Source organism: Pseudomonas sp. IPO3774 (assembly GCF_013386835.1).
Taxonomy (GTDB): domain Bacteria; phylum Pseudomonadota; class Gammaproteobacteria; order Pseudomonadales; family Pseudomonadaceae; genus Aquipseudomonas.
In genome coordinates this window covers 88,921-109,287 of record NZ_JACAQY010000011.1, presented here as the reverse complement: position 1 = coordinate 109,287, position 20,367 = coordinate 88,921, and the positions used below count along the sequence as shown (strand labels likewise).

Sequence of the window (20,367 nt, the reverse complement as noted above, 5' to 3'; positions counted from 1 at the left end):
CCCGCCAACTAGTCGCTCGATTGCGCCACTTTTTCTCCCGGCTGGTTGTAGTGGACCAGCGGCGATTGCGGGTCGAGCAGCGAGGTGCGGATGAAGTGCAGGTAGCTTTCCACCCGTCTCAGGGCTGAAGTCTCAAAGTTCCCGGCGAATGGCTCATCGGTCTGTTGCACGCACTCAATGGCGTGCTCGACAGCCTCCAGCGCGCGCTGCAAATAACCGGGCCCAGGCTTGACGAACAACCGCACCAGTGCGCGACCCATTGCCCGGATGGCGAGGCGCCAGGGCATGCTCTCGGCGTAACAGGCCTGCGCCGGCAACCGGGCCTGCTCGCGGCGCAACTCGATGATCGCGTGCCCCACGTCCAGTACCACGAACGTCCAGCGCAGCAGGCGATGCTGCACCGATGCCCTGCCCGCCGCAAAGTTGTAGGCCTGGTTGAGCAGGTCGCGGGTGCCGCTTTCGAAACCGGAGCCCAGCGCCGGCAACGGCGCGCTGATGGCAACCACCACCTGGCGGCGCAGATCCTGTTCCAGCCGGCGCCACAGCCAAGGGCTGTTGGGTGGCAGGATAATCGCCCCCGCCGCGGCGCACACCAACATGCCAAACACCATGGCGAGATAGTCATTGATCAGCCCGTAGGGGTTGTACAGCGTCAGGTTGGCAGGCACTGAGCTGGTGCCGAAAAACACCAGCATGCCCAGGCCATAGCCGGCCAATTGCGGCCTCGCCAGCCAGAACGAACCCAGTACGATCACCGGCGCCATGACCACGCACAGCAACGGAAAACCGTCGATCATCGGGTACACGAAAAACACTTCGAAAATGCCAATCACCGCTGCCAGTAGCGTACCGCAGGCGATTTGAAACGACATGCGCCTGGGGTTGGCAGAGAACGCCGACAGGCCTACGGTCAGCGCCGACACCAGGGTCATGGCCGCGCCGCTGGGCCAACTGGTGGCAATCCACAACGTACTGAGCACCAGTAACACCACCGCGGCGCGCAACCCGGCCGCAAGGGTCGCCAGCCAGTTGGTCCGAGGTTGAAACGGTTCGTTCCATTGCTCTCGCACATGGTTGTGATCGGCGAGGGACGCATGCGTCTGGGCGTAGCTGTGCAGCTCGTCGACAAAGCGGTAGAGCAGTTCATACGCGGTGTGAAAGTCCAGCAGGTCATCGGCTACGGGAGCGGTATGTTGCAACGCCGCACGCAGGCGCCGGACCCGGTCTGGCAAGCCGGCTTTGTAGACTTTCAGTTCGGTGGACAGCACGGCCGCGTCACGGTCCGTCAATGGGTGCCCGGCGAAGGGTTTGAGCAGCTCGGCCAACGCGATCAACCCCGGATCGACGGCCTGGACCACCTCCACGCCACCGCGCAGGCGAACCCGTTCAAGCAGTTGATGCAGCGCGTTGAAACGCGTGGTGATCGCCATGAACTCGCTGTTGAGGCGGTTGATTCGCCCATTGCGCTGGCGCATGTAAGGGTCTTCGAACACGCTGACGCTGCGCATTACTTCCAGGCCAACGGCCTCGGCGATAAACCCCAGGTTGGCGCTCTCGAAGGCCGCCTGGTCACCGGTATCACGCAGGCGCTGCCGCACAAATCCGGCAAAGCGGCCAAAGCGTTGGTACAACGTGTTGCGCATCGCCACGCTGGAGGTTTTAGGCAATACGGTGGCGCTGATCAGCGTCGCGCAGACGATCCCCAAGGTGATCTCCAGCACTCGCCGGACGGCCGCCATGAATACCTGCTGCGGATGGCCCACCACGGGAAGCCCGACCATCACCGCCGTGTAGCCGGCGAGCACAAATCCATAGGCGCGGAAGTTGCGATTGCGCGCGGCACCACCGGAACACAACCCCACCCACAATGCCAGGCCCGCGAGAAACAGCTCGGTGCTCTGGGCAAACAGGGCCATCAACAGCACCATGAACGATGAGCCCACCAACGTGCCGATGAAGCGATAGATACTCTTGGCGAGGACGTGCCCGCTGTGGGGCTGCATCACGATAAACACAGTGGTGATCGCGGTGCTCGGTTGTGGCAGTTCCAGGCGCATCGCCAGCCACAGGGTCAGGTACGAGGCGATCAATACCTTGCCCAGGTAGATCCACATCACCCCATCGCTGCGGGCCCACTCCATGAAGCCCCGGCGCCAGGGCAGCGACACCAGCCAGCGGCCCGCTCTACCGGCGATATTGAAACGACGAACAGTGAGTCGAGGCACGCGACCTTCCGGCTGACGGGAAATGGGGCGGCGACTCTAGGGGCTTCCATGCGCCCCGGTAAGTCATCAGAAACGTGAATGACTGTTACGTAAAAATCCACAATAAATAGCGTTTACAGCCGTGGATGAGTTCATGCCACACTAAAAAACGTTCCACCTGGAGAGCATCGATGGACATCCTGCAGAACATGCGCATCTTCCGCTGCGTTGCCGAAGTCGGCAGTTTTACTGGCGCGGCAGTGCAGTTGAATAGCAACACCACCCATATTTCGCGCTCCATTTCCAACCTTGAAACCCACCTGCGAACCCGCCTGTTCAACCGCACCACACGCCGTACCGCACTGACCGAATCCGGCAAACGCTACCTGTTGCGTTGCGAGCAAATCCTGCGCTCCGTCGAGGAAGCGGAGCTGGAAGCCGGCGACGCCCACACACGCCCTACCGGCCAGTTGAAAGTGCACTCGATGACAGGCATCGGCCAGCACTACGTGGTGGACGCCATCGCACGCTACCGCAAGAACTACCCCGACGTGACGTTCAACCTGAGCATGAGCAACCGCACGCCGAACCTGGTCAACGAAGGGTTCGACGTGTCGATTGTGTTGGCCATTGACCTGCCCGATTCTAGCCACGTTTCACAGAAACTGGGCACGACCTACAGCATCGTCTGCGCCTCACCGTCCTACATAAAAAACCATGGTGCCGCGCAAACGCCGCAAGACCTGCTCAGCCACGCCTGCCTGCGGCTGGTCAGCCCGGTGATCCCGCTGGAAGACTGGACGTTCGACGGCCCCCGTGGCCAGGAGAGCGTCACCATCAGCAGCTCGCCGTTCCTGGTGGACTCGGTCGACGCCATGAAGACCGCCATCAGCAACGACATGGGCGTGGGCATCCTGCCGGTGCATGCGGCAATCAAGGGGCTGCGCAGCGGCACTCTGGTGCGAGTCCTGCCCGAGTACCGCCTGGAAGAACTGAGCCTGTACGCCATCTACCCTTCCCGGCACTACCTGGATGCAAAAATCAAAACCTGGGTGGAGTACCTGCGCAGTTCACTCCCGGAAGTGCTGGCCGACCATAAGGCTGTGCTGAAGATTCGCGACCGGGTCAGCTACGGCTGATCATCGCTGATAGTGCTGATTCAGCCATCCGAGTGCCCACCGGCGGGCACTGGCGTCGGCCTCCATGACGCCATACAGGTCCGTCACCGCCACCACCGGCTCCTTGTCCAGCACATGCCGGATGCACTCGGCGATCTGCATGAAGCCGATGCGTCCGTCCAGAAAGGCCTGCACCGCGACTTCATTGGCCGCATTGAGCGACGCCGGTGCCGTGCCGCCCACATCCGCCACCTCGCGCGCCAGGGCCAGGCAAGGAAAGCGCTTCTCGTCCGGTACTTCGAAATCCAGCCGGGCCACCTTGAACAAATCCAGTGGTTCAACCCCTGAATCAATCCGTTGCGGCCAGGCCAGGGCATGGCTGATGGGCGTGCGCATGTCCGGGTTCCCCAACTGCGCGAGCATTGAGCCGTCGACGTAATCCACCAGCGAATGGACGACGCTTTGCGGGTGGATCACTACCTCGACCTGGGACGGCCTGGCGCCGAATAACCAACAGGCCTCGATCAGTTCGAGTCCCTTGTTCATCAGGGTTGCCGAGTCCACCGAAATCTTGCGGCCCATGGACCATTTCGGGTGAGCGCAGGCTTGGTCCGGCGTTACGTTGTGCAGTTGCGCCATCGGCGTTTGGCGAAACGGCCCGCCGGAGCCAGTCAACAGAATGCGCCGCACGCCCGCGTGGGCCAGGCCGTGTTGAGCATGGGACGGCAGGCACTGAAAGATTGCGTTGTGCTCGCTGTCCAGCGGTAACAGCACCGCCCCACTGCTGCGCACCGCCTGCATGAACAACGCACCGGACATCACCAGTGCCTCTTTGTTGGCCAGGAGGATTTTCTTGCCGGCCTCGACGGCGGCCATCGTTGCATTCAAGCCCGCCGCACCGACGATAGCGGCCACCACCGTGTCCACATCCCGGTGACCGGCGACGAATTTCAGACCGCTTTCGCCGCCCACTACCTGAGTCTGAGAGCCCTCCTCCAACAGTTGCTTCTGCAGCGTCGCCACGGCTTGCGGCGTGGGCACCACGGCGTAGTCCGGACGGTGCAACAAGCATTGTTTTTTCAACAGCTCCAGTTGGGTGAACCCGCTGAGGGCGAAGACTTTATAGCGCTCGGGGTGACGCGCGATAACGTCCAATACGTTGACGCCCACCGAACCGGTAGCGCCCAGCACGCTGATGGCTTGCAAGCGTTGACGGGTGGCGATCACCTGGCGAATGACTTTTTTGCGCGGAATAAGCGACATGACGTAATGAGCCTGACGTAGAGAAAACAGCCGCCATTAACCAAGGAAAGTGCCAGCGCCGTCATCGCGATAACGCCAACAACTATCGCAAAAAAGCCAAGCCTTCGATCAGCTCGAAAACGGACCTTGGTCATAACGACTACAGCACGTCATAAGGACTACATAACACTCGTGTCATATCGACTACAAAAAATATATCCAACTGATTTATAGGAACTTTTCATATGGCATGAATCCTGATCAGTGCTGCGCGCCCCTTTGGCAATCTATAAAGAGAACCCCATGAACAATGACTTCAACCACCGCCTTGCCGTAGTGACCGGTGCCAGTTCAGGTATCGGCCTGGCTGTCACCTGCAAGCTGCTTGAACAAGGTGCGCAAGTGGTCGCCATGTCGCGACAGATTGGCGAATTGGGCGCATTGGCGGAGCGTTTTGGCGAGCAGCTCTACTGGCTGGCGGGGGATGTCACCCAGGCTGCCGACCAGGCACGCCTGGCGCAGTTGACGGCGTCCATCGGACCGGTGGATTACCTCGTGCCCAATGCCGGGATCGCACAACTGGCCGATGGCCTGGACCTGGCCGCCTTTGACCGGCAATGGGCCGTCAATGGAGCCGCGGCTCTCAACACCCTCGGCAGCCTACGCGAGCAAATGGCCGCCCAGGCGTCGGTGGTATTTATCGGTACATTCCTGGAGCTGGCGACCTTCCCTGGGCTCGCCGCGTATATTGCTTCGAAGGCCGCCTTGCGGGCGCAAATGCGCACCCTGGCGGTGGAGCTGGCGCCCCATGGCATTCGTCTGAACATGGTATCGCCCGGCCCCACCGCCACGCCGATCTGGAGCACCTTGGGGCTCAGTGACGAAGCGTTGGGCGGCGTTGCCACCACAGTCAATCAGCGCCTGCTCAATGGGCAATTCCTGGAGCCGGGCGCGATTGCCGATGTGATCCTGTTCCAGTTGAGCCAGGGCGCACGCAGTGTGTTTGGCCAGGACTGGGTGGTCGACGGCGGCTACACCCTGCGTTGACCATGGCCCCGCAGGCCTAATGCGCAGCGCACAGGTCTGCGGGCAATGCCTTGGCGCCTCCGAACGCCAAGGCCTTCCACCCAATCACAAGCAATGACAGTGCGGCAAATATCAAGCCGCAGCCGATCACTCCGGTGGTGCCGAATGCATTGATAAACAGCCCGCCCACGGACGCCCCGATCACCACGCCGGCATTCGCCGAGGACACATACAGGCTGGTTGCGAACTCATGCGCCTCGGGCGCCGACGAGGTCAGCCAGACTTGCGTGACCACCAGCCCGCAGGTATGCGCAGCGCCCCACAGCAGCACAATCAAGCTCATCGACCACCACGACGGGCTGCCGAACGCGTACAAGACCACGTACGCCGCCGCCAGCACAATGGGGTACAGCACCACCGTCGCCACCATGCTTTTGCCCAATAACCGGCCCACCAACAGGTTGCCCGTGACACCGCCCACGCCGAAGATCACCAGCATGATGCTGATGGCCTGGCCATCCATGCCGGTCTGGGTCCTGAGGTACTCGGCGGCATAGCTGTAGACCGAAAACATCGTGGTGAACACCAGCACCGTCGCGATGATCGCCAGCCACACCGACAGGCTGCGCAGCACCGCCAGTTGCTTGCCGAAACTCAGCGGCATCGGGCGTTCATGATGGGGCAGTTTCAACAGCAGTCCGACACCTGCCAACCCCGTTGCCAAAGCGCAGAAGAAGAACGATGCCTCATAGGAAATACTCGCGCCCACCCATGTGGTCAGCGGCACCCCAAGCACCAGGCCCAAGGTGGTGCCCACCACGGCCAGGGCCGTGGCATGCGCCGCGCGGTCCTTGGGGTACAAGGACACCGCGGTGGAAAACGCAGCGGCAAAAAACACCGGGTGCAGCATCGCCGGAATTACCCGCAACGCCATCAAGGTTTCGAAGTTCGGCGCAAACGCCGACAGCACGCTGCACACGGAAAAACCAAAGAGCGCGCCCACCAGGATTTTCTTGCGCGCCAGGCGCGACGCCATCAGCACCAGGAAAGGCCCCAGCACCGCCACGATCAGCGCAAACAAGCCCATCAATAACCCGGCCTGAGACACGCTGATGCCGAAACGTTCGACGATCATCGGTAAAATGCCGACCACACCAAACTCCAGGGTGTACAGGCCGAAAAGACCCAGAATGATGTAGATCACCGGCCGACCTCGATCACGATCTTGCCAAAGGCACCGCGCCCGAGATGAGCGAAGGCTTCGGGCACTTGCTCGAAGCCGTAGGTGTGATCGATTACCGGCTCGATGCCGTGGCGGTCGATCATGGCAATCAGATCTTCCAATGCGCGGCGCGGCCCCACGGAGATGCCGATGATGGAGGCCCGCTTGCCCAGCAAGGCCATGACCGGAGCATTCAATTGGTCACTCTCCAGCAGGCCGATCACCGAGATGCGCCCACCGTTGGCTACCGCGTGCAGGGAACGCGTGAGGTTGTCACCGCCGGCCATTTCCAGGATATGTTCGGCGCCACGCCCATCGGTCAGCGCTTGCACCGCCGTGTGCCATTCCGGTACCCGGCTGCGGTTGATGCCATGGGTGGCACCCAGCTCTATGGCACGCGCGATCTTTTCATCGCTGCTACTGGTGATGATAACGCGGGCACCATTGGCCGCAGCCAGTTGCACCGCAAACAACGAGACGCCACCGGTGCCCTGCACCACCACGGTATGGCCGGCGTGCAGGTGGCCCAGTTCGAACAGCGCCATCCACGCCGTCAAGGCGGCCACTGGCAAGGTGCTGGCCTGCCCTGCGGTGAGGCTGAGGGGCGCATGCACGCACCATTCGGCAGGTGTTGCCACGTACTCGGCGAGCATGCCGGGGAGCGGGCCACCCTGAGGCGGCGCTTCACTCCAGGACAGCGGAGCGCCATCGACCCATCCGGCAAAAAACGTCGACAGCAGCTTGTCGCCCACCTTGAAACGCGTAACGCCCTCGCCCACGGCGACCACCGTGCCCGCCATGTCGGAGGCCGGCGTGAATGGGAATGTGAGGTCGGCACCCATGCTGTTTTCGACCACTTCACCGTCGCGGTAATTGAGCGAGACGGCCTCGACGCGCACCAATACCTCCCCGGCCTTCGCGATGGGGCGTGGCACGTCGGCAAGGCGCAGTGTGTGCAGTCCCAATGCAGGTGTTTCCCAGCGTTTCATGGTGTCGGTCATCTTGGTATTCCTCGTGAATGGGCAATGCCACAAGGATATGGGCCTGTCCTCACGGGATTAAGGGGGCGCCGGCTCCACTGTCTACGGAGCTTTTGTTCCGCAATCGGGATAAGGTAGCCAGGCCTCGCCTCAGCCAAACCGGAGCCTCGATGGACAGCCTCAACACCCTGAATGTTTTTGTGCAGGTCGCCGAAACCCGCAGCTTTGTCGCCGCCGGGCGCGTGCTGGGCGTAACGGCCTCGGCAGTCGGCAAGAGCGTGGTACGCCTGGAGGAACGCCTGGGTGTGCGCCTGTTCAACCGCAGCACCCGCAGCGTCACGCTGACTGCCGAGGGCGAGCTGTTTTTGGAGCGCAGCCGGCGCATCCTGATGGAGATCGACGAAGCCGAAGCCGAGCTTTCGCAAACCGTGTCGGCGCCTCGTGGCCGGCTCAAGGTCAGCCTGCCGCTGGTGGGCCATCCGTTCTTGCAGGTGCTCGCGCAATTCAAGAAAGCCTACCCCGAGGTGCAGCTGGACCTGAGCTTTACCGACCGCCGCGTGGACGTGGTGGAAGAAGGTTACGACGCCGTGCTGCGCAGCGGTGAAGCGCCCGACTCGCGCCTCACATCGCGCCTGATCGGCGGCTACCGGATGCTGCTGGTAGCATCACCGGCTTACCTCGCCGAGCGCGGCACGCCGCAACGGCCGGAAGACCTGGCTCAGCATGCATGCATCAAGTTCCGCTACCCCAACACCGGCAAAATGCAGCGCTGGCCCCTGCGCCAGGACGGGGTGGAAGCTGATTTCCCACTGCCCGCCGCGATGGTCTGCAACAACCTGGAAGCGCGCATCTGCTTTGCCGTGCAAGGTATCGGCATCGCCTACCTGGCGGATTTCGCCATTCGTGAATGGCTCGACAGCGGACAATTGGTGCCGGTGCTGGAGGCGTGTTCGGAAGCAGAGAACTTCCGGATCATGTGGCCTTCGGGCCGCCATCCAACGCCCAAGCTGCGGGTGTTTATCGACTACCTGCATGCGCACCTGTTTCCCGAGGATGGGCCTGCGAGCAAACGTGCAGACTGCCGGCCCACGTCTTGATCACAGCGCCTGATCAGCGTCGAACTGCTCCCGGGATCGCCTGAATCCGTCGGCATTTTCCACCACCCACGTCCACAACGGAATCATGTGCACCAGCAGCTGTTTGCCCAACTCCGATAGCTGGTATTCGACCTTGGGCGGCACCTCCTGGAAGTCATGGCGCAGCACCAGGCCATCGCGCTCCAGCTGGCGCAAGGTCCGCGTGAGCATGCGCTGGGTGACGCCCTCCATGCGTCGGCCGATCTCGGCGTGGCGCAGCCGGCCGTTCACGCCCAACAGGTGCACGATGCCCAACGACCAGCGGTTTCCCGCATGGGTCAGCACCTGCCGTTTGAGCCCGTCTTCATCGGCGCTAAGGGCTTCACAGGCGGCTTGTGAGCGCCTGATGATCTCGTCGTTATCCACCTTCTACTCCCGGTATCACTGGTGTGCCTTCTTATGCGCGGTCGGCAATTCTGCAAGCATGGCATGACTTTCACCTGAACCGAGACCCCTATGACTGCTTCGATCCTTGTACTGGGCGCCGGCGAACTGGGCCTGGCGGTACTGCGCCAACTGTCCCGCCTGGCTGCACCGCAAAATGTGTCTGTGACGGTGTTGCTGCGCCCCGCCACACTGAACTCCCCCGACCCGGCCAAACAGCAGGAAATCATCGAACTGCGCGCCTTGGGCATTGAGCTGCTGGCGGGTGACCTGGCCAATGGCTCCGAGGCCGAGCTGGCAACGGTGTTCGCCGACTATCACACCGTGATCAGTTGCATCGGCTTTGCCGCAGGCCCCGGCACTCAGCGCAAGCTGACCCGCGCGGTCATCGCAGGCGGCGTGAAACGTTATGTACCGTGGCAGTTCGGTGTGGACTACGACGTGATCGGCCGCGGTTCGGCCCAGGACCTCTGGGATGAACAGCTTGACGTGCGCGACTTGCTGCGCGCCCAGCAAGGCACGCAATGGGTGATTGTCTCCACCGGGATGTTCACCAGCTTCCTGTTTGAACCGTCCTTCGGCGTCGTCGACCTGGCGCAGAATACCGTGCATGCATTGGGAGATTGGGACACCGCTGTCACCGTCACCACGCCTGAGGACATCGGCCTGCTGACGGCACGCATCCTGTTCAGCACGCCGCCGATCACCAATCAGGTGGTGTACACCGCCGGCGACACCCTGACCTACGGCGAGCTGGCCGATACCGTGGATGCGCAACTGGGGCTCACCCTCAAACGCGAACGCTGGTCGGTGCGCTACCTGGAAGCGGAACTGGCCGCTGCACCCGAGGACAACCTGATGAAATACCGGGTGGCCTTCGCCCAAGGCAACGGCGTGGCCTGGGACCCTGCCATTACCTTCAATGGGCAACAACAGATCGCCGTGACCAGCGTTGCCCAATGGATTGAGCAGAACCTCAAGGCACCGGCAACCACCCGCTGAACTGCCCCTGACTGTCCAACGTGCACCAGGCGAAATCCCAGGGCAGCGGCGGCAGCCTTTGCAGCGCCACGCCACTGCCCGGCTTCCAGTCCACCACCTGAAGCGGCGCGCCTTGCCAGGCCACAACCACGCCCCGGACCTGGCTGGTGTCATCGCTGACCCAACGGGCCGCGGCCGCCGTCATGAACGCTTCGATGGGCTCTTCATCGATCTGCGTGCGATACACCGAACCGAGCAGCCAACGGCACACGTTTACATGGTAGGTCCAGTCCAGGGAGGGACGGTTGCGGTAAGCCCAAGTCATGAAGCTGCGAAACAGGTTCAAGCCCTCCGGCGGGTCGAGCTTGAGCAAACCGGGGCAGATGTCGAACAAGGTGTGCCAGTACGGCAGCAACCGTGCATCCAGGTGGACGAAACAGCGGGCGTTACTCGGGTATTCGACAGACGGTAGCAACACGTCGCCGCGGGACGGACGGCGCGACGCCTTGCTGACCAGACGGGCAGCGCCGGAAGGCAGGATAGAGCTCATGGAACGCACTCACACTCGTGACGATAGAACGCCTCCTGGTATCAGGAAGCCCGGGGCACACGTCAGAATGCAGGGGAAGCGCGAGGGTTGGCCGAGGGCCAGGAATACCGTGGAGGGGCCTTGTTGCGCCGCTCATGGGCCGGGCGCGGCTTTTGCCCGAGGCCCAACAGCCAGGCCAGGCAAAACAGGAAGACGATGCCCAGGGTCACGGCGGAGCACACCGGGCAGGCGAAGAAGTTCGACCAGCTGCTGGCCGTCGGATTGCCCAGGCCGGCATCCGAGGCCGGCGCCTTGGTACCCAGGCTTGAGCAGAACTGACCGCCCAGGCCATTGAGCTCAAGCCCCATCATCTGCCCATGGCCCAAACCGCAGACGAACACATTGAACAGGACGCAAAAATACAGGGTCCAGGCAATGAGTGAACGGTCCGGGCGGGAGAGTTTCATGGCGGCGACTTTACCATTCCCCCTGTAGGAGCTGTCGAGCTTTAGCGAGGCTGCGATGCAGGCGCCACGGTCTTGCAGGAATACCGAGCCGATCCCTTCGCAGCCTCGCTCAAGCTCGACAGCGCCCACATTTGGTCTTGCTCGGCAGGGCCTGTGACAGAACGTCGCAGATTACGCCCAGAGGCCCGGGTTGTTAGAATGCCACGCTCTCCTCGCCTGATTTAACGCTTCGTGGTACCCAGGCGCTTCACAGGATGCACAGTTGATGAGTACGTTATTCACCCGCCGCAAAGTCCTCTCCGGCATGGGATTGCTGGGCCTGGGCCTGCTGGCCGGCTGTGACAACAGCCCGAAACTGAACTTCAAGTACGGCAAGGATCTGAGCGACAAGATCATGGGCCGTACCTTCAAGCTCAAGAACACCGACGGCGAGACCGTCACCTTGAGCTCTTTCCGTGGCTTGATGCCGGTGGTGTTCTTCGGCTTCACCCAGTGCCCGGCCGTGTGCCCGACCACCCTGGCGCGCATGGCCCAGGCGAAAAAACTGATGGGCCGCGACGGCAAGATCATGCAGGTGGTGTTTATCACCCTGGATCCGGAACGCGACACGCCCAAGATACTCGACGCCTACGTCAAGGCCTTCGACCCCAGCTTCCAGGCGCTGTACGGCACCCCGGAAGAAATCGCCGTGGCCGCCAAGGAATTCGGGATCTTTTATGAAAAGATCCCCGCCGGCGACAGCTACACCCTCTCCCACACCGCCACCAGCTTTGTGTTCGACACCCGGGGCACCCTGCGCCTGGGCTTGTCTGCCTCGCTTAACGCCAAAGAGTGCGCAGAAGACCTGCTCACCGTCATGGAGGTCTGCTAATGACTGCCGTTCAACACCTCAAGCGCTTCGCCCTCGGTCTCTCCCTGCTGGGCCTCGCCGCCCACGCCAGTGCACAGGCAGTGGTCACCGACGCCTGGGTACGCGCCTCGGTACCGGGCCAGCCGTCCAGCGGCGCGTTCATGACCGTTACCGCCGACAGCGACAGCAAACTGCTCAGCGTGGCTTCGCCGGTCGCCAAGACCGTGCAGATCCATGAGATGACCATGAAGGACGACGTGATGCGCATGGGCCCGGTGGACTCGGTGCCATTGCCCGCCGGCAAGGCCGTCAAGCTCGACCCGGATGGCTATCACGTGATGCTGATCGACCTCACCGCCCAGATCAAGGAAGGCGACCAGGTGCCGCTGACCGTCACCGTGGAAAATGCCAAGGGTGAAAAGCAGTCGATCGAAGTGAAGGCCCAAGCCCGTGCGTTGAATGCGACGGAAACCATGGATCACAGCAAGATGCACTAAAGCGCAGATCAAAATGTGGGAGCGGGCTTGTGTGGGAGCGGGCTTGCTCGCGAATGCGGTGTGACAGTCACCGGATGTATTGACTGATCCACCGCTTTCGCGAGCAAGCCCGCTCCCACATTGGCCCTTCAATGCCTGAAAAATCGGGCGTCCGCTTCATACTTTTTTCGTCTCGCATCAACACTTTCTATATATTTTCAATCTGCAATACAACTCGTTAGCCTGCGCAAGCCGGACGCGTCTCCCTGTCGCCGTCCGGCCAGATAATTCTAAAAATAAGCAGCAGACAACGGGAATAACAATGAACAAATCCCCCATTACCCTGGGCTTGACTTCGGCCACCCTCGGTTTGACCCTCGCCTTCCCAACCTTTGCCGAAGCTGACTTTTTCAAAGACAGCAAGGCCGACCTCGAATTTCGCAACTTCTACTTCAACAGCGATTACCGCCAGCCCAACGCGAGCCAGTCCAAACGCGATGAGTGGGCCCAAGGGCTGATCCTCAATTACCAGTCGGGTTACACCGAAGGCCTGGTGGGCTTTGGCCTCGATGCCATCGGCCTGCAGGGTTTGAAACTGGACTCAAGCCCCGACCGCCAAAACACCGGCCTGCTCCCCGTGGGCGAGGATGGCGCACCGGACAGCTACAGTCGAATGGGCGCCACCGCCAAGGCGCGGATCTCCAAAAGCGTGCTCAAATTCGGCACGCTGATCCCCAAGCTGCCGACCGTACTGCCCAACGATGGCCGGCTGCTGCCCCAGACCTTTCGCGGCACTCAATTGACCAGCCAGGACATCGCCGGCCTGACCTTCGATGCCGGGCGCCTGACCAGCAACACCCTGCGTAACGACAGCGGCCATGCAGACATCGAAGTCGACGGCAAAGGCATCAAGGGCGCCGTGCCCAGCGATAAATTCGACTTCGCCAGTGCCAGCTACGCCTGGACCAAAACCCTGGTCACCGGCTACCACTACGCCAACCTCGAGAACAACTACAAGCAACACATCTTCAACCTGGTCCATACCCTGCCACTGGGTGACGCGCAGTCGTTCAAGACCGACCTGCGTTACGCCGACTCCAGCAAGGAAGGCAACAGCAACATCGACAACCAGGCCTTCGGTGCCAAGTTCACCTACAGCCTCCACGGCCACTCGTTCGGCGCCGCCTACCAGCGCATGAAAGGCACCACCGGCTTCCCCCACCTGGACGGTACCGACTCCTACCTCGTCAACTACGTGATGATCTCGCCGGACTTCGCCAACCCCGAGGAAAAGTCCTGGCAGGCCCGCTACGACTATGACTTCGCCGCCCTCGGCATCCCCGGCCTGACCTTCATGACCCGCTACCTCAAGGGTGACAACTTCGTGCGTACCCGAACCCTGGAAGGCACCGAGTGGGAGCGCAACACCGATATCGGCTACGTGTTCCAGAGCGGTGCCCTGAAGAACCTTGAAGTGAAATGGCGCAATGGCACGTATCGCAGCAATGGTAGCGGCAGCGATATCGACCAGAACCGCTTTATCGTCAGCTACACCCTGCCCTTGCTGTGATTTTTCCCGGAGCGTTGCACATGAATAGCAGAAAAAGCCTGATCCACCTGGCCGTCGCCTTTGCCCTGTTCAGCAGTTACGGCGCCCACGCCGCCGACACCGGCGCGTTGCCCTGCAAAACCACCGAAGAGTGCGCCGCCCAGGCGGCCAAAGTCGGCGCCACGCCGGGCTCCTCGCAAAGCGCCCACAAGGCCAAGGGCGACCCGACCCAAACCCAGTTCGCCTGGTTGAACCGCATCAACAAAGCCTCGATCGTGATGCTCACCGAAGAAGGCATCGTCAAGCCGGACATGGGCCACAAAATCGCCGGCGGCGTGCGCTTTGCCATCGACCAGGCCGACCAGCCCGATGGCAAGCGCCCGGAAGACGTGCTGCAACTGGAAAAAATCATGACCGACAAGATCGGTCCGGAAGCGTCGCTGATCCACTCCGGCCGCAGCCGCCAGGACATGCTCGCCACCTACCGCCTGGCCAAACTGCGCTCCCAGGTGCTGGCCTACAGCGAGGCACTGAACGCCACCCGCCAACGTATCCTGAACATCGCCGACAAGAACATCGACACCCTGGTGCCCGCCTACACCAACGGCGTGCAGGCCATGCCCATCAGCTATGCGCACTACCTGCTGGCGTTCGAAGCCGCATTTGATCGCGACGGCCAACGCATCCGTGAACTCTACACCCGCCTCAACCTGAGCCCGATGGGCACCGCGGTACTGGCGAACTCCGCTTACCCGCTGAACCGCGAACGCCTGGCCGAGTTGCTGGGGTTCGACGGCGTGCGGGAAAACTCCCTGGATTCGAGCCAGGTGTCGACCTACGACATCCCGATCGAGGCGGCCAACCTCGCGGCGTCTTCGGCGATCCGCATCGGCGCGATGATTGGCGATATCCATACCCAGTACCATCAGATCCGCCCCTGGTTGCTGCTGGACGAAGAGTCCACCTACACCAGCAGTGCGATGCCGCAAAAACGCAACCCGGGGTTGTTGATGCGCACCCGGGAATCGGCCTCCGACGTGGTGGGCCTGGCGCAAACCGTGACCTTGCGCGCGCATAACGTCACCACCGGCATGACCGACTACAAGTTTGCGTTCGATTCATTGGGACTGTTCCAGTCCACCGATGACATGTTCAAAAGCATGGATGCCGTGCTGGATGCGCTGCAGATCAACCCGCAGCGAGCGCTGGATGAGCTGGAGTCGGAATGGACCACGTCCATGGAGTTGGCCGACACCCTGGAGCGTCAGTTCAAGGTGCCGTTCCGCATTGGCCACAGCTTCGCCTCGTTGATCGTCACCGAGGCGCGCAGCAATGGCACCACGCCGAAGACCTTCGCGTATGCGGACGCGCAGAAGCTGTACACCCAGGCCGCGGACAAATACAAATGGACGCCGAATACGTTGCCGCTGGATGAGGCCGGTTTCCGTGCTGCGCTGTCGCCGACCACGATGGTCAAGACTCGCAAGGGTACGGGTGGGCCGCAGCCGGAAGAGGTCAAGCGGATGCTGGTGGAAGCGCGCAAGAATCTCGACGCGGACCAGAGTTGGTTGAAGGAGCGTCGTGAGAAGCTGAAAGGTGCTGAAGGCAACCTGGACAAGGCCTTCGACAAGTTGCTCAACGCCAAGGGCTGAAATGCGATCTGAATGTGGGAGCGGGCTTGCTCGCGAAGGCGGTGTATCAGTTAGCAGATTTATTGGCTGACCCACCGCATTCGCGAGCAAGCCCGCTCCCACATTTGACCGCGTTTGGGTCTGGAAAGCATGTTCGGCTCAGTGACTCAGTTCCCGCTTCAACACCTCATGGTCAATCGACTTCTGCCACCCGCATATCGCCAGGCACGCCACACAATTGCCCAGCACATTGGTCAACGACCGACACTTCATCAGCCGCTCCACTCCCAACAGCAACCCCACCCCTTCCAGCGGCACCAGTTGCAGGATGTTCAAGGTAGCAATCAGGGTAAACAGCGCCGAGCCCGCGACACTGGTAGACCCCAGCGAGGTAAACAGGCAGATCACCAGCACCGCCAGCAACTCGGGCACGGCAATCTCCACCCCGGCGAGGTGCGCCAGGAACATAATGGCAGTGGTCAGGTAAAGATTGGTACCGGCCAAGTTGAACGTATACCCGGTGGTCAACACCAGGCGCACTAATTGGCGATCACAGCCCAGCGCCTCAAGTTTGCTGACGCAACCTGGAAGTGCGGCCACTGAAGAGCCGGTGAACGTCACCAACAACAACTCTTCTTTCAAGTAAGAAATTAGCCTACTCAATTTAACGCCGAGCAGGCGGGTAATCGTGGCGAACACTAGAATGACGAACACCGCGCAAACCAGGTAAATAACAACAATGAACTTCAAGAGCGGCAGCACCGAACTTAAACCGTACTTTCCCACCACAAATGCCATCGCCCCAAACGCCGCCAGCGGTGCGAACTTCAGGATAAACCGCAGCAACCAGAACAACCCGGCGACCGCCGCTTCCAGCCAACCGAGGCAGCGGTTTGCGACCTGGCCGCCACGCCCCAGCAGCAGGCCGCACAGCACCGCCACCAGCATCACCTGGAGCACCAGGCTTTGGGTGAAAACCTTGTAAAGACTGGACGAAATCGAGGTCATCGACAGCTCGTGCAGCAGCGTTTCGGGCGCGGCAGGCGGTGTCAGATGATCAAAATCCAGGTTGGCCACTGCCGTATGATCCAGGCTGAACAACCACCCCGTCGACATTCCCAACACCAATGCAGCAAGGGACATCAGCTGGAAATACACCACGATCCGCCCCACTACATGCCGATGGTGGGGCTCGCGCTTGATACCTGCGACACCGGTCGACACCAGCACAAACAACAGAAATGGCATCAGTAACCCGACCACTTTTATAAAGGCGTCACTGAGCAGCTTCATCTCGATTGCCACGCCCGGATAAAACAGCCCTACAACCATGCCAAGAGCAATGGCAATCAAAATAGGCAAGGTAGCATTATTGGCAAGTCGGGTTGGCATCAATGCTCCATGGTCTTTTTATTTATTGTTATTGTCGGATCAGGCCACTTTCGGCATATTGGTCGCCAAGGCGCACTCAGGCCACAAATAATAAAGTCTTGTCACGGGATATACCACCATGGAACTTCGCCATTTACGTTATTTCATCATGGTGGCCGAAGAGCGACATTTCACCCGCGCCGCCGCTCGCCTGAACATGCAGCAGCCGCCCCTCAGCCAACAGATACGTGCCCTCGAACAAGAGCTGGGATTCGACCTGTTCAAGCGCCACCCCAAGGGCGTCGACCTGACTGCCGGCGGGCTGGTGTTTCTCGATGAAGCGCGAGTGATCCTCGCCCGCGTCGAGCAAGGTTCCCTCAAGGCGGCTCGCGCTGCCCAGGGTATCGAAGGCACGTTGGTCATTGCCTTCACCAGTTCCGCCGCCGCCCACCCGCTGATCCCGCGAATCATCCGCGCCTACCGCGAGCAATACCCGGGCGTGGAGCTCTCGATCAACGAAGGCAGCGCCCGGGAAGTCACCGAAGACACCATCGAAAAACGCATCGACATCGGCATCCTCCGCGCACCGGTGGGCGACCACCAAAGCCTCACGTTCCACCGATTGCTCAACGAAGAAATGCTGCTGACCCTGCCCGTCGGGCATGCGCTGCTCAAGGGTGCCGAGCCAAAAATCACCATGGCCGACCTCAAGGACGAACGCTTCATCCTGGTCCGCCGCCCCGGCGCGCCGGGGATGTACGCCAACCTGATCAAGGCCTGCCAGAACGCCGGCTTCGAGCCGAAGATTGCCTTTGAAGTGGAGCGCATGCTGACCAACGTCAGCCTGGTGGCCGCAGGCGAAGGCATCTCGGTGGTGCCGGCGTCGATGCGCGACGTGCATCGCGAAAGCGTGGTGTACTGCCGGATCAGCGATGCACGGCCAAGGTTGCTGGCACCGATCACCCTGGTGCGGCGCGCGTTCAATCCGTCGACGCCGTTGCAGAATTTCATTGGGCTGGCGCGGGAGTTGGCGGGGGTTTATCGCAAGGGTTGAAGGGCGATGGAACGTCAATCGACCACAAATAACTTTGCGCCAATGGCAGTGGAGGAACGATGCCCCTCCATGTCATTGCCCACCTGATAACTCATCCCGGCAGTCAGCGTGAACTGCCGGCCATCCTCCAGCTCGGTGTGCAGCTCACCTTCCAGGCACAGGAGGATATGCCCGCGCCAACACCAGTGATCCGCCAGGTAACCGGCGCTGTATTCGACCATGCGCACACGGGTTGAACCGAACTGGCAAGTGCGCCAATACGCACTGCCGGTTTCGCCGGGATGCATCACCGGCTCGAGGGTCGACCAGTCGGTGGTGCCAAAGGGGATTGCGGTCAGGTCCATGGTTTTCTCGGCATTGAATAGGTATGGATGAACCGTATCCATAAGGTGAATGCCGCGATAGAGACAGATCCGCTGCATTTGCGGGATACAGGGCGATGACTCTTGGTATCCTGCCAAGCCTCTTCGCATGGAAGCCCGTCGATGAAGATCGATCCATCCTTTGTTGTGCATGAGACCGAGCACTGGCTGCTCAATCACCACCTGTCATCCGCACTGCCGGGCTACCTGATGCTGGGTGCCAAGGCGCCGGTTGACTCACTGGCCGAGATGCCCGATGCGGCGCTCGCGGAGCTGGGTGGGTTGCTGGCCAAAACCCAGCGGGTCATGGAGGCTCAGTTGAAGCCCAAGTGGCTTTACATCAGCCGGTTCGGGCATATGCCGGGCTTCCCGCTGCACTTTCATTTCATACCGGTGTATGGATGGGTTGAAGCGCTGTTCTGGCAGGATGAGCGCTATCGGGTGTTGCAGAATTTCGGGACGCAGCAGAAGGCTACCGACGGTGCGGAGCTGACGCTTTTTATCTGGCGGGAGTTTGGTGAGAGCCCTACGCCGCCGGTGGTTCAAGGAGCTTCGGTGAGCGAGGTGATCAGGTGTTTGCGTACGGAGTTCAATACCCAGGACGACACATGACCTGTGGCGAGGGAGCTTGCTCCCGCTGGGCTGCGCAGCAGCCCCAGGAAGGTCAGCGAGTTCTTTCAGTCAGATTGCGATAGCTTTATTGGGGCAGCTTCGCGACCCAGCGGGAGCAAGCTCCCTCGCCACAGCAAGCGCCCTCACCACAGTTTTTCCGTGTCAGCGCAAACGGCGCAGGTGTTTACACATAGGAATACAGGCCAACTGCAACCCCGATGGCGAGTGGTAGATCGCCTGCTCATCGCCCACATACCCACACCGTCGATAAAAATCCGCCGCGTTCAACGTCGCGTCCAGGATCACTTCCTCGATCCCCAATTCCTGCGCCAACGCTTCCAGATACGCCAGTATCTGCTTGCCAATCCCGCGTCCGGTAAACCCGGGCAGCACAAACAGCGCACCGATTTCGTTGTTCGCCAGATCCAGCATGCCGGTAGCGACCGGCTCACCGTCGACAAATCCCAGGTAAAAATGCTTGTCCATCAGCGTGTCGTAACCGTCCTTGGCTGCGCCTTGCGTCCACAACATCATCTGCTCGGACGTATAGGCGCCGATGCATTGGCTGCGTATGGCCAACAGGCGAATGTCGAAGGCTGCCTGTGCATCTTCCAGCGTGGCGCGTCGTATCTCGAGCATCTGTCCCTCCATGGACGTCAGGCGTTCTCGTCACCCGGTCGGGTAAACGAATAGCGATCAATATCGGTCCTCAACTGCCAGCCCTGGCCCTGCCAATAACGGGCAGCGCTGTCGTTGGTCTTGAACACATCCAGGTGGCATTTGCGGATGCCCAATTGCGCCAGGCGGGTGAGGCAGCGCTCAACCAACGCGTTCGCAATACCCTGGCGCCGATACGCGGGCAGCACCAGCAGGTGCTGCAAATACCCGCGCCGGCCATCGTGCCCGCACATCACGCACCCAACCAGCCCCCCATCGACCTCGGCGACGAAACTCATGCCTGGATTGCGCTCCAGGTAACGCTCAGTGGCCTCGCGGGAGTCGGCATCGCGCAGGGAGATGCCAGGCGTTTTCTGCATCAGTTCGAGCACGGCGTCGTAGTCGGCAGTGCTCATTACGCGAATAGTGACCATGGTGTTCAAAGCCCTCTGAGTTCGCACTGATTTTGCCTGTAGTTGTGCCGGTCGCGCACGCATAAATACACGACCGGATAAC

21 protein-coding genes are annotated in these 20,367 nt (G+C 61.1%); 10 read left to right on the top strand and 11 right to left on the bottom strand.

Going from position 1 to position 20,367, the window contains the following annotated elements; all coding sequences use genetic code 11:
* Positions 1-8 precede the first annotated feature (8 nt).
* Complete coding sequence (locus HYE77_RS05770; protein ID WP_177068557.1) at positions 9-2,141, bottom strand: FUSC family protein; 2,133 nt, start codon at positions 2,139-2,141, stop codon at positions 9-11.
* A gap of 254 nt (positions 2,142-2,395) precedes the next feature.
* On the opposite strand from HYE77_RS05770, the gene HYE77_RS05765 reads away from it, so the two are divergent.
* Positions 2,396-3,343, top strand: coding sequence for a LysR family transcriptional regulator (locus tag HYE77_RS05765; RefSeq protein WP_003207376.1), 948 nt, complete (start codon positions 2,396-2,398; stop codon positions 3,341-3,343).
* Here HYE77_RS05765 and ispC read toward each other — a convergent pair whose 3' ends face one another.
* A complete protein-coding gene (gene ispC / locus HYE77_RS05760) occupies positions 3,344-4,585 on the bottom strand; it encodes a 1-deoxy-D-xylulose-5-phosphate reductoisomerase (RefSeq protein ID WP_087692420.1) in 1,242 nt (413 codons plus the stop codon).
* A 282-nt stretch (positions 4,586-4,867) separates the two neighbouring features.
* Here ispC and HYE77_RS05755 point away from each other — a divergent pair, with 282 nt between their 5' ends.
* Positions 4,868-5,611 carry an SDR family NAD(P)-dependent oxidoreductase gene (locus HYE77_RS05755; protein ID WP_003207372.1) on the top strand — a complete coding sequence of 248 codons (744 nt, stop codon included), beginning with the start codon at positions 4,868-4,870 and terminating at the stop codon, positions 5,609-5,611.
* 16 nt (positions 5,612-5,627) lie between these two features.
* On the opposite strand, the gene HYE77_RS05750 is transcribed toward HYE77_RS05755, so the two are convergent.
* Both HYE77_RS05750 and HYE77_RS05745 read right to left on the bottom strand, forming a co-directional pair.
* A complete protein-coding gene (locus HYE77_RS05750; RefSeq protein WP_003207370.1) occupies positions 5,628-6,794 on the bottom strand; it encodes an MFS transporter in 1,167 nt (388 codons plus the stop codon).
* A complete protein-coding gene (locus HYE77_RS05745) occupies positions 6,791-7,813 on the bottom strand; it encodes an NAD(P)-dependent alcohol dehydrogenase (RefSeq protein WP_003207368.1) in 1,023 nt (340 codons plus the stop codon). The genes HYE77_RS05750 and HYE77_RS05745 overlap by 4 nt, the downstream gene beginning before the upstream one ends.
* 149 nt (positions 7,814-7,962) lie before the next feature.
* Between HYE77_RS05745 and HYE77_RS05740 the strand changes: the two genes are divergently transcribed.
* On the top strand, positions 7,963-8,889 hold the full coding sequence (locus HYE77_RS05740) for a LysR family transcriptional regulator (protein WP_003207367.1): 927 nt from the start codon (positions 7,963-7,965) through the stop codon (positions 8,887-8,889).
* Here the strand turns inward: HYE77_RS05740 and HYE77_RS05735 are convergent, their stop codons facing one another.
* The gene (locus HYE77_RS05735) at positions 8,890-9,294 is read right to left on the bottom strand and encodes a helix-turn-helix domain-containing protein (protein WP_003207365.1); all 405 of its coding nucleotides are present in this window, start codon (positions 9,292-9,294) and stop codon (positions 8,890-8,892) included.
* 90 nt (positions 9,295-9,384) lie between these two features.
* Between HYE77_RS05735 and HYE77_RS05730 the strand changes: the two genes are divergently transcribed.
* Positions 9,385-10,314 carry an aromatic alcohol reductase gene (locus HYE77_RS05730; RefSeq protein ID WP_177068545.1) on the top strand — a complete coding sequence of 310 codons (930 nt, stop codon included), beginning with the start codon at positions 9,385-9,387 and terminating at the stop codon, positions 10,312-10,314.
* Here HYE77_RS05730 and HYE77_RS05725 read toward each other — a convergent pair.
* The gene (locus HYE77_RS05725) at positions 10,289-10,843 is read right to left on the bottom strand and encodes a putative natural product biosynthesis protein (RefSeq protein ID WP_003207361.1); all 555 of its coding nucleotides are present in this window, start codon (positions 10,841-10,843) and stop codon (positions 10,289-10,291) included. The genes HYE77_RS05730 and HYE77_RS05725 overlap by 26 nt on opposite strands.
* A gap of 62 nt (positions 10,844-10,905) precedes the next feature.
* Positions 10,906-11,289 (bottom strand): DUF2946 domain-containing protein, encoded by a 384-nt coding sequence (locus tag HYE77_RS05720; protein ID WP_003207359.1) that lies wholly within the window; start codon positions 11,287-11,289, stop codon positions 10,906-10,908.
* Positions 11,290-11,554: 265 nt separating this feature from the next.
* Between HYE77_RS05720 and HYE77_RS05715 the strand changes: the two genes are divergently transcribed.
* From HYE77_RS05715 to HYE77_RS05700, 4 genes are all read left to right on the top strand, one after another.
* Positions 11,555-12,160 (top strand): SCO family protein, encoded by a 606-nt coding sequence (locus HYE77_RS05715; RefSeq protein WP_003207358.1) that lies wholly within the window; start codon positions 11,555-11,557, stop codon positions 12,158-12,160.
* Positions 12,160-12,636, top strand: a complete 477-nt coding sequence (locus tag HYE77_RS05710) for a copper chaperone PCu(A)C (protein WP_003207356.1) — start codon at positions 12,160-12,162, stop codon at positions 12,634-12,636. Before HYE77_RS05715 ends, HYE77_RS05710 begins: the two co-directional genes overlap by 1 nt.
* Before the next feature lie 301 nt (positions 12,637-12,937).
* The gene (locus HYE77_RS05705; RefSeq protein ID WP_177008597.1) at positions 12,938-14,185 is read left to right on the top strand and encodes an OprD family porin; all 1,248 of its coding nucleotides are present in this window, start codon (positions 12,938-12,940) and stop codon (positions 14,183-14,185) included.
* Between the two features lie 20 nt (positions 14,186-14,205).
* Positions 14,206-15,816 (top strand): argininosuccinate lyase, encoded by a 1,611-nt coding sequence (locus HYE77_RS05700; protein ID WP_177068544.1) that lies wholly within the window; start codon positions 14,206-14,208, stop codon positions 15,814-15,816.
* 138 nt (positions 15,817-15,954) lie between these two features.
* Here HYE77_RS05700 and HYE77_RS05695 read toward each other — a convergent pair whose 3' ends face one another.
* Positions 15,955-17,187 carry a cation:dicarboxylate symporter family transporter gene (locus tag HYE77_RS05695; RefSeq protein WP_177068543.1) on the bottom strand — a complete coding sequence of 411 codons (1,233 nt, stop codon included), beginning with the start codon at positions 17,185-17,187 and terminating at the stop codon, positions 15,955-15,957.
* Between the two features lie 118 nt (positions 17,188-17,305).
* Between HYE77_RS05695 and HYE77_RS05690 the strand changes: the two genes are divergently transcribed.
* Positions 17,306-18,220, top strand: coding sequence for a LysR family transcriptional regulator (locus HYE77_RS05690; RefSeq protein WP_003207349.1), 915 nt, complete (start codon positions 17,306-17,308; stop codon positions 18,218-18,220).
* 14 nt (positions 18,221-18,234) lie between these two features.
* On the opposite strand, the gene HYE77_RS05685 is transcribed toward HYE77_RS05690, so the two are convergent.
* Complete coding sequence (locus tag HYE77_RS05685) at positions 18,235-18,564, bottom strand: DHCW motif cupin fold protein (protein WP_087692424.1); 330 nt, start codon at positions 18,562-18,564, stop codon at positions 18,235-18,237.
* A gap of 141 nt (positions 18,565-18,705) precedes the next feature.
* Between HYE77_RS05685 and HYE77_RS05680 the strand changes: the two genes are divergently transcribed.
* Positions 18,706-19,194 (top strand): HIT family protein, encoded by a 489-nt coding sequence (locus HYE77_RS05680; protein ID WP_003207341.1) that lies wholly within the window; start codon positions 18,706-18,708, stop codon positions 19,192-19,194.
* Between the two features lie 162 nt (positions 19,195-19,356).
* On the opposite strand, the gene HYE77_RS05675 is transcribed toward HYE77_RS05680, so the two are convergent.
* On the bottom strand, positions 19,357-19,833 hold the full coding sequence (locus tag HYE77_RS05675) for a GNAT family N-acetyltransferase (protein WP_177068542.1): 477 nt from the start codon (positions 19,831-19,833) through the stop codon (positions 19,357-19,359).
* Positions 19,834-19,850: 17 nt separating this feature from the next.
* Positions 19,851-20,348 (bottom strand): GNAT family N-acetyltransferase, encoded by a 498-nt coding sequence (locus HYE77_RS05670; RefSeq protein ID WP_256343956.1) that lies wholly within the window; start codon positions 20,346-20,348, stop codon positions 19,851-19,853.
* Positions 20,349-20,367: the final 19 nt, after the last annotated feature.

Bases quoted from the DNA above. Each gene is read 5' to 3' on its own strand.
- HYE77_RS05745 (WP_003207368.1), bottom strand. From the start codon at position 7,813: ATGACCGACACCATGAAACGCTGGGAAACACCTGCATTGGGACTGCAC.
- HYE77_RS05675 (WP_177068542.1), bottom strand. From the start codon at position 19,833: ATGCTCGAGATACGACGCGCCACGCTGGAAGATGCACAGGCAGCCTTC.
- HYE77_RS05740 (WP_003207367.1), top strand. From the start codon at position 7,963: ATGGACAGCCTCAACACCCTGAATGTTTTTGTGCAGGTCGCCGAAACC.
- HYE77_RS05765 (WP_003207376.1), top strand. From the start codon at position 2,396: ATGGACATCCTGCAGAACATGCGCATCTTCCGCTGCGTTGCCGAAGTC.
- HYE77_RS05695 (WP_177068543.1), bottom strand. From the start codon at position 17,187: ATGCCAACCCGACTTGCCAATAATGCTACCTTGCCTATTTTGATTGCC.
- HYE77_RS05725 (WP_003207361.1), bottom strand. From the start codon at position 10,843: ATGAGCTCTATCCTGCCTTCCGGCGCTGCCCGTCTGGTCAGCAAGGCG.
- HYE77_RS05680 (WP_003207341.1), top strand. From the start codon at position 18,706: ATGAAGATCGATCCATCCTTTGTTGTGCATGAGACCGAGCACTGGCTG.
- HYE77_RS05670 (WP_256343956.1), bottom strand. From the start codon at position 20,348: ATGCGTGCGCGACCGGCACAACTACAGGCAAAATCAGTGCGAACTCAG.
- ispC (WP_087692420.1), bottom strand. From the start codon at position 4,585: ATGTCGCTTATTCCGCGCAAAAAAGTCATTCGCCAGGTGATCGCCACC.
- HYE77_RS05710 (WP_003207356.1), top strand. From the start codon at position 12,160: ATGACTGCCGTTCAACACCTCAAGCGCTTCGCCCTCGGTCTCTCCCTG.
- HYE77_RS05690 (WP_003207349.1), top strand. From the start codon at position 17,306: ATGGAACTTCGCCATTTACGTTATTTCATCATGGTGGCCGAAGAGCGA.
- HYE77_RS05705 (WP_177008597.1), top strand. From the start codon at position 12,938: ATGAACAAATCCCCCATTACCCTGGGCTTGACTTCGGCCACCCTCGGT.
- HYE77_RS05730 (WP_177068545.1), top strand. From the start codon at position 9,385: ATGACTGCTTCGATCCTTGTACTGGGCGCCGGCGAACTGGGCCTGGCG.
- HYE77_RS05755 (WP_003207372.1), top strand. From the start codon at position 4,868: ATGAACAATGACTTCAACCACCGCCTTGCCGTAGTGACCGGTGCCAGT.
- HYE77_RS05700 (WP_177068544.1), top strand. From the start codon at position 14,206: ATGAATAGCAGAAAAAGCCTGATCCACCTGGCCGTCGCCTTTGCCCTG.
- HYE77_RS05770 (WP_177068557.1), bottom strand. From the start codon at position 2,141: ATGGAGTGGGCCCGCAGCGATGGGGTGATGTGGATCTACCTGGGCAAG.
- HYE77_RS05685 (WP_087692424.1), bottom strand. From the start codon at position 18,564: ATGGACCTGACCGCAATCCCCTTTGGCACCACCGACTGGTCGACCCTC.
- HYE77_RS05715 (WP_003207358.1), top strand. From the start codon at position 11,555: ATGAGTACGTTATTCACCCGCCGCAAAGTCCTCTCCGGCATGGGATTG.
- HYE77_RS05720 (WP_003207359.1), bottom strand. From the start codon at position 11,289: ATGAAACTCTCCCGCCCGGACCGTTCACTCATTGCCTGGACCCTGTAT.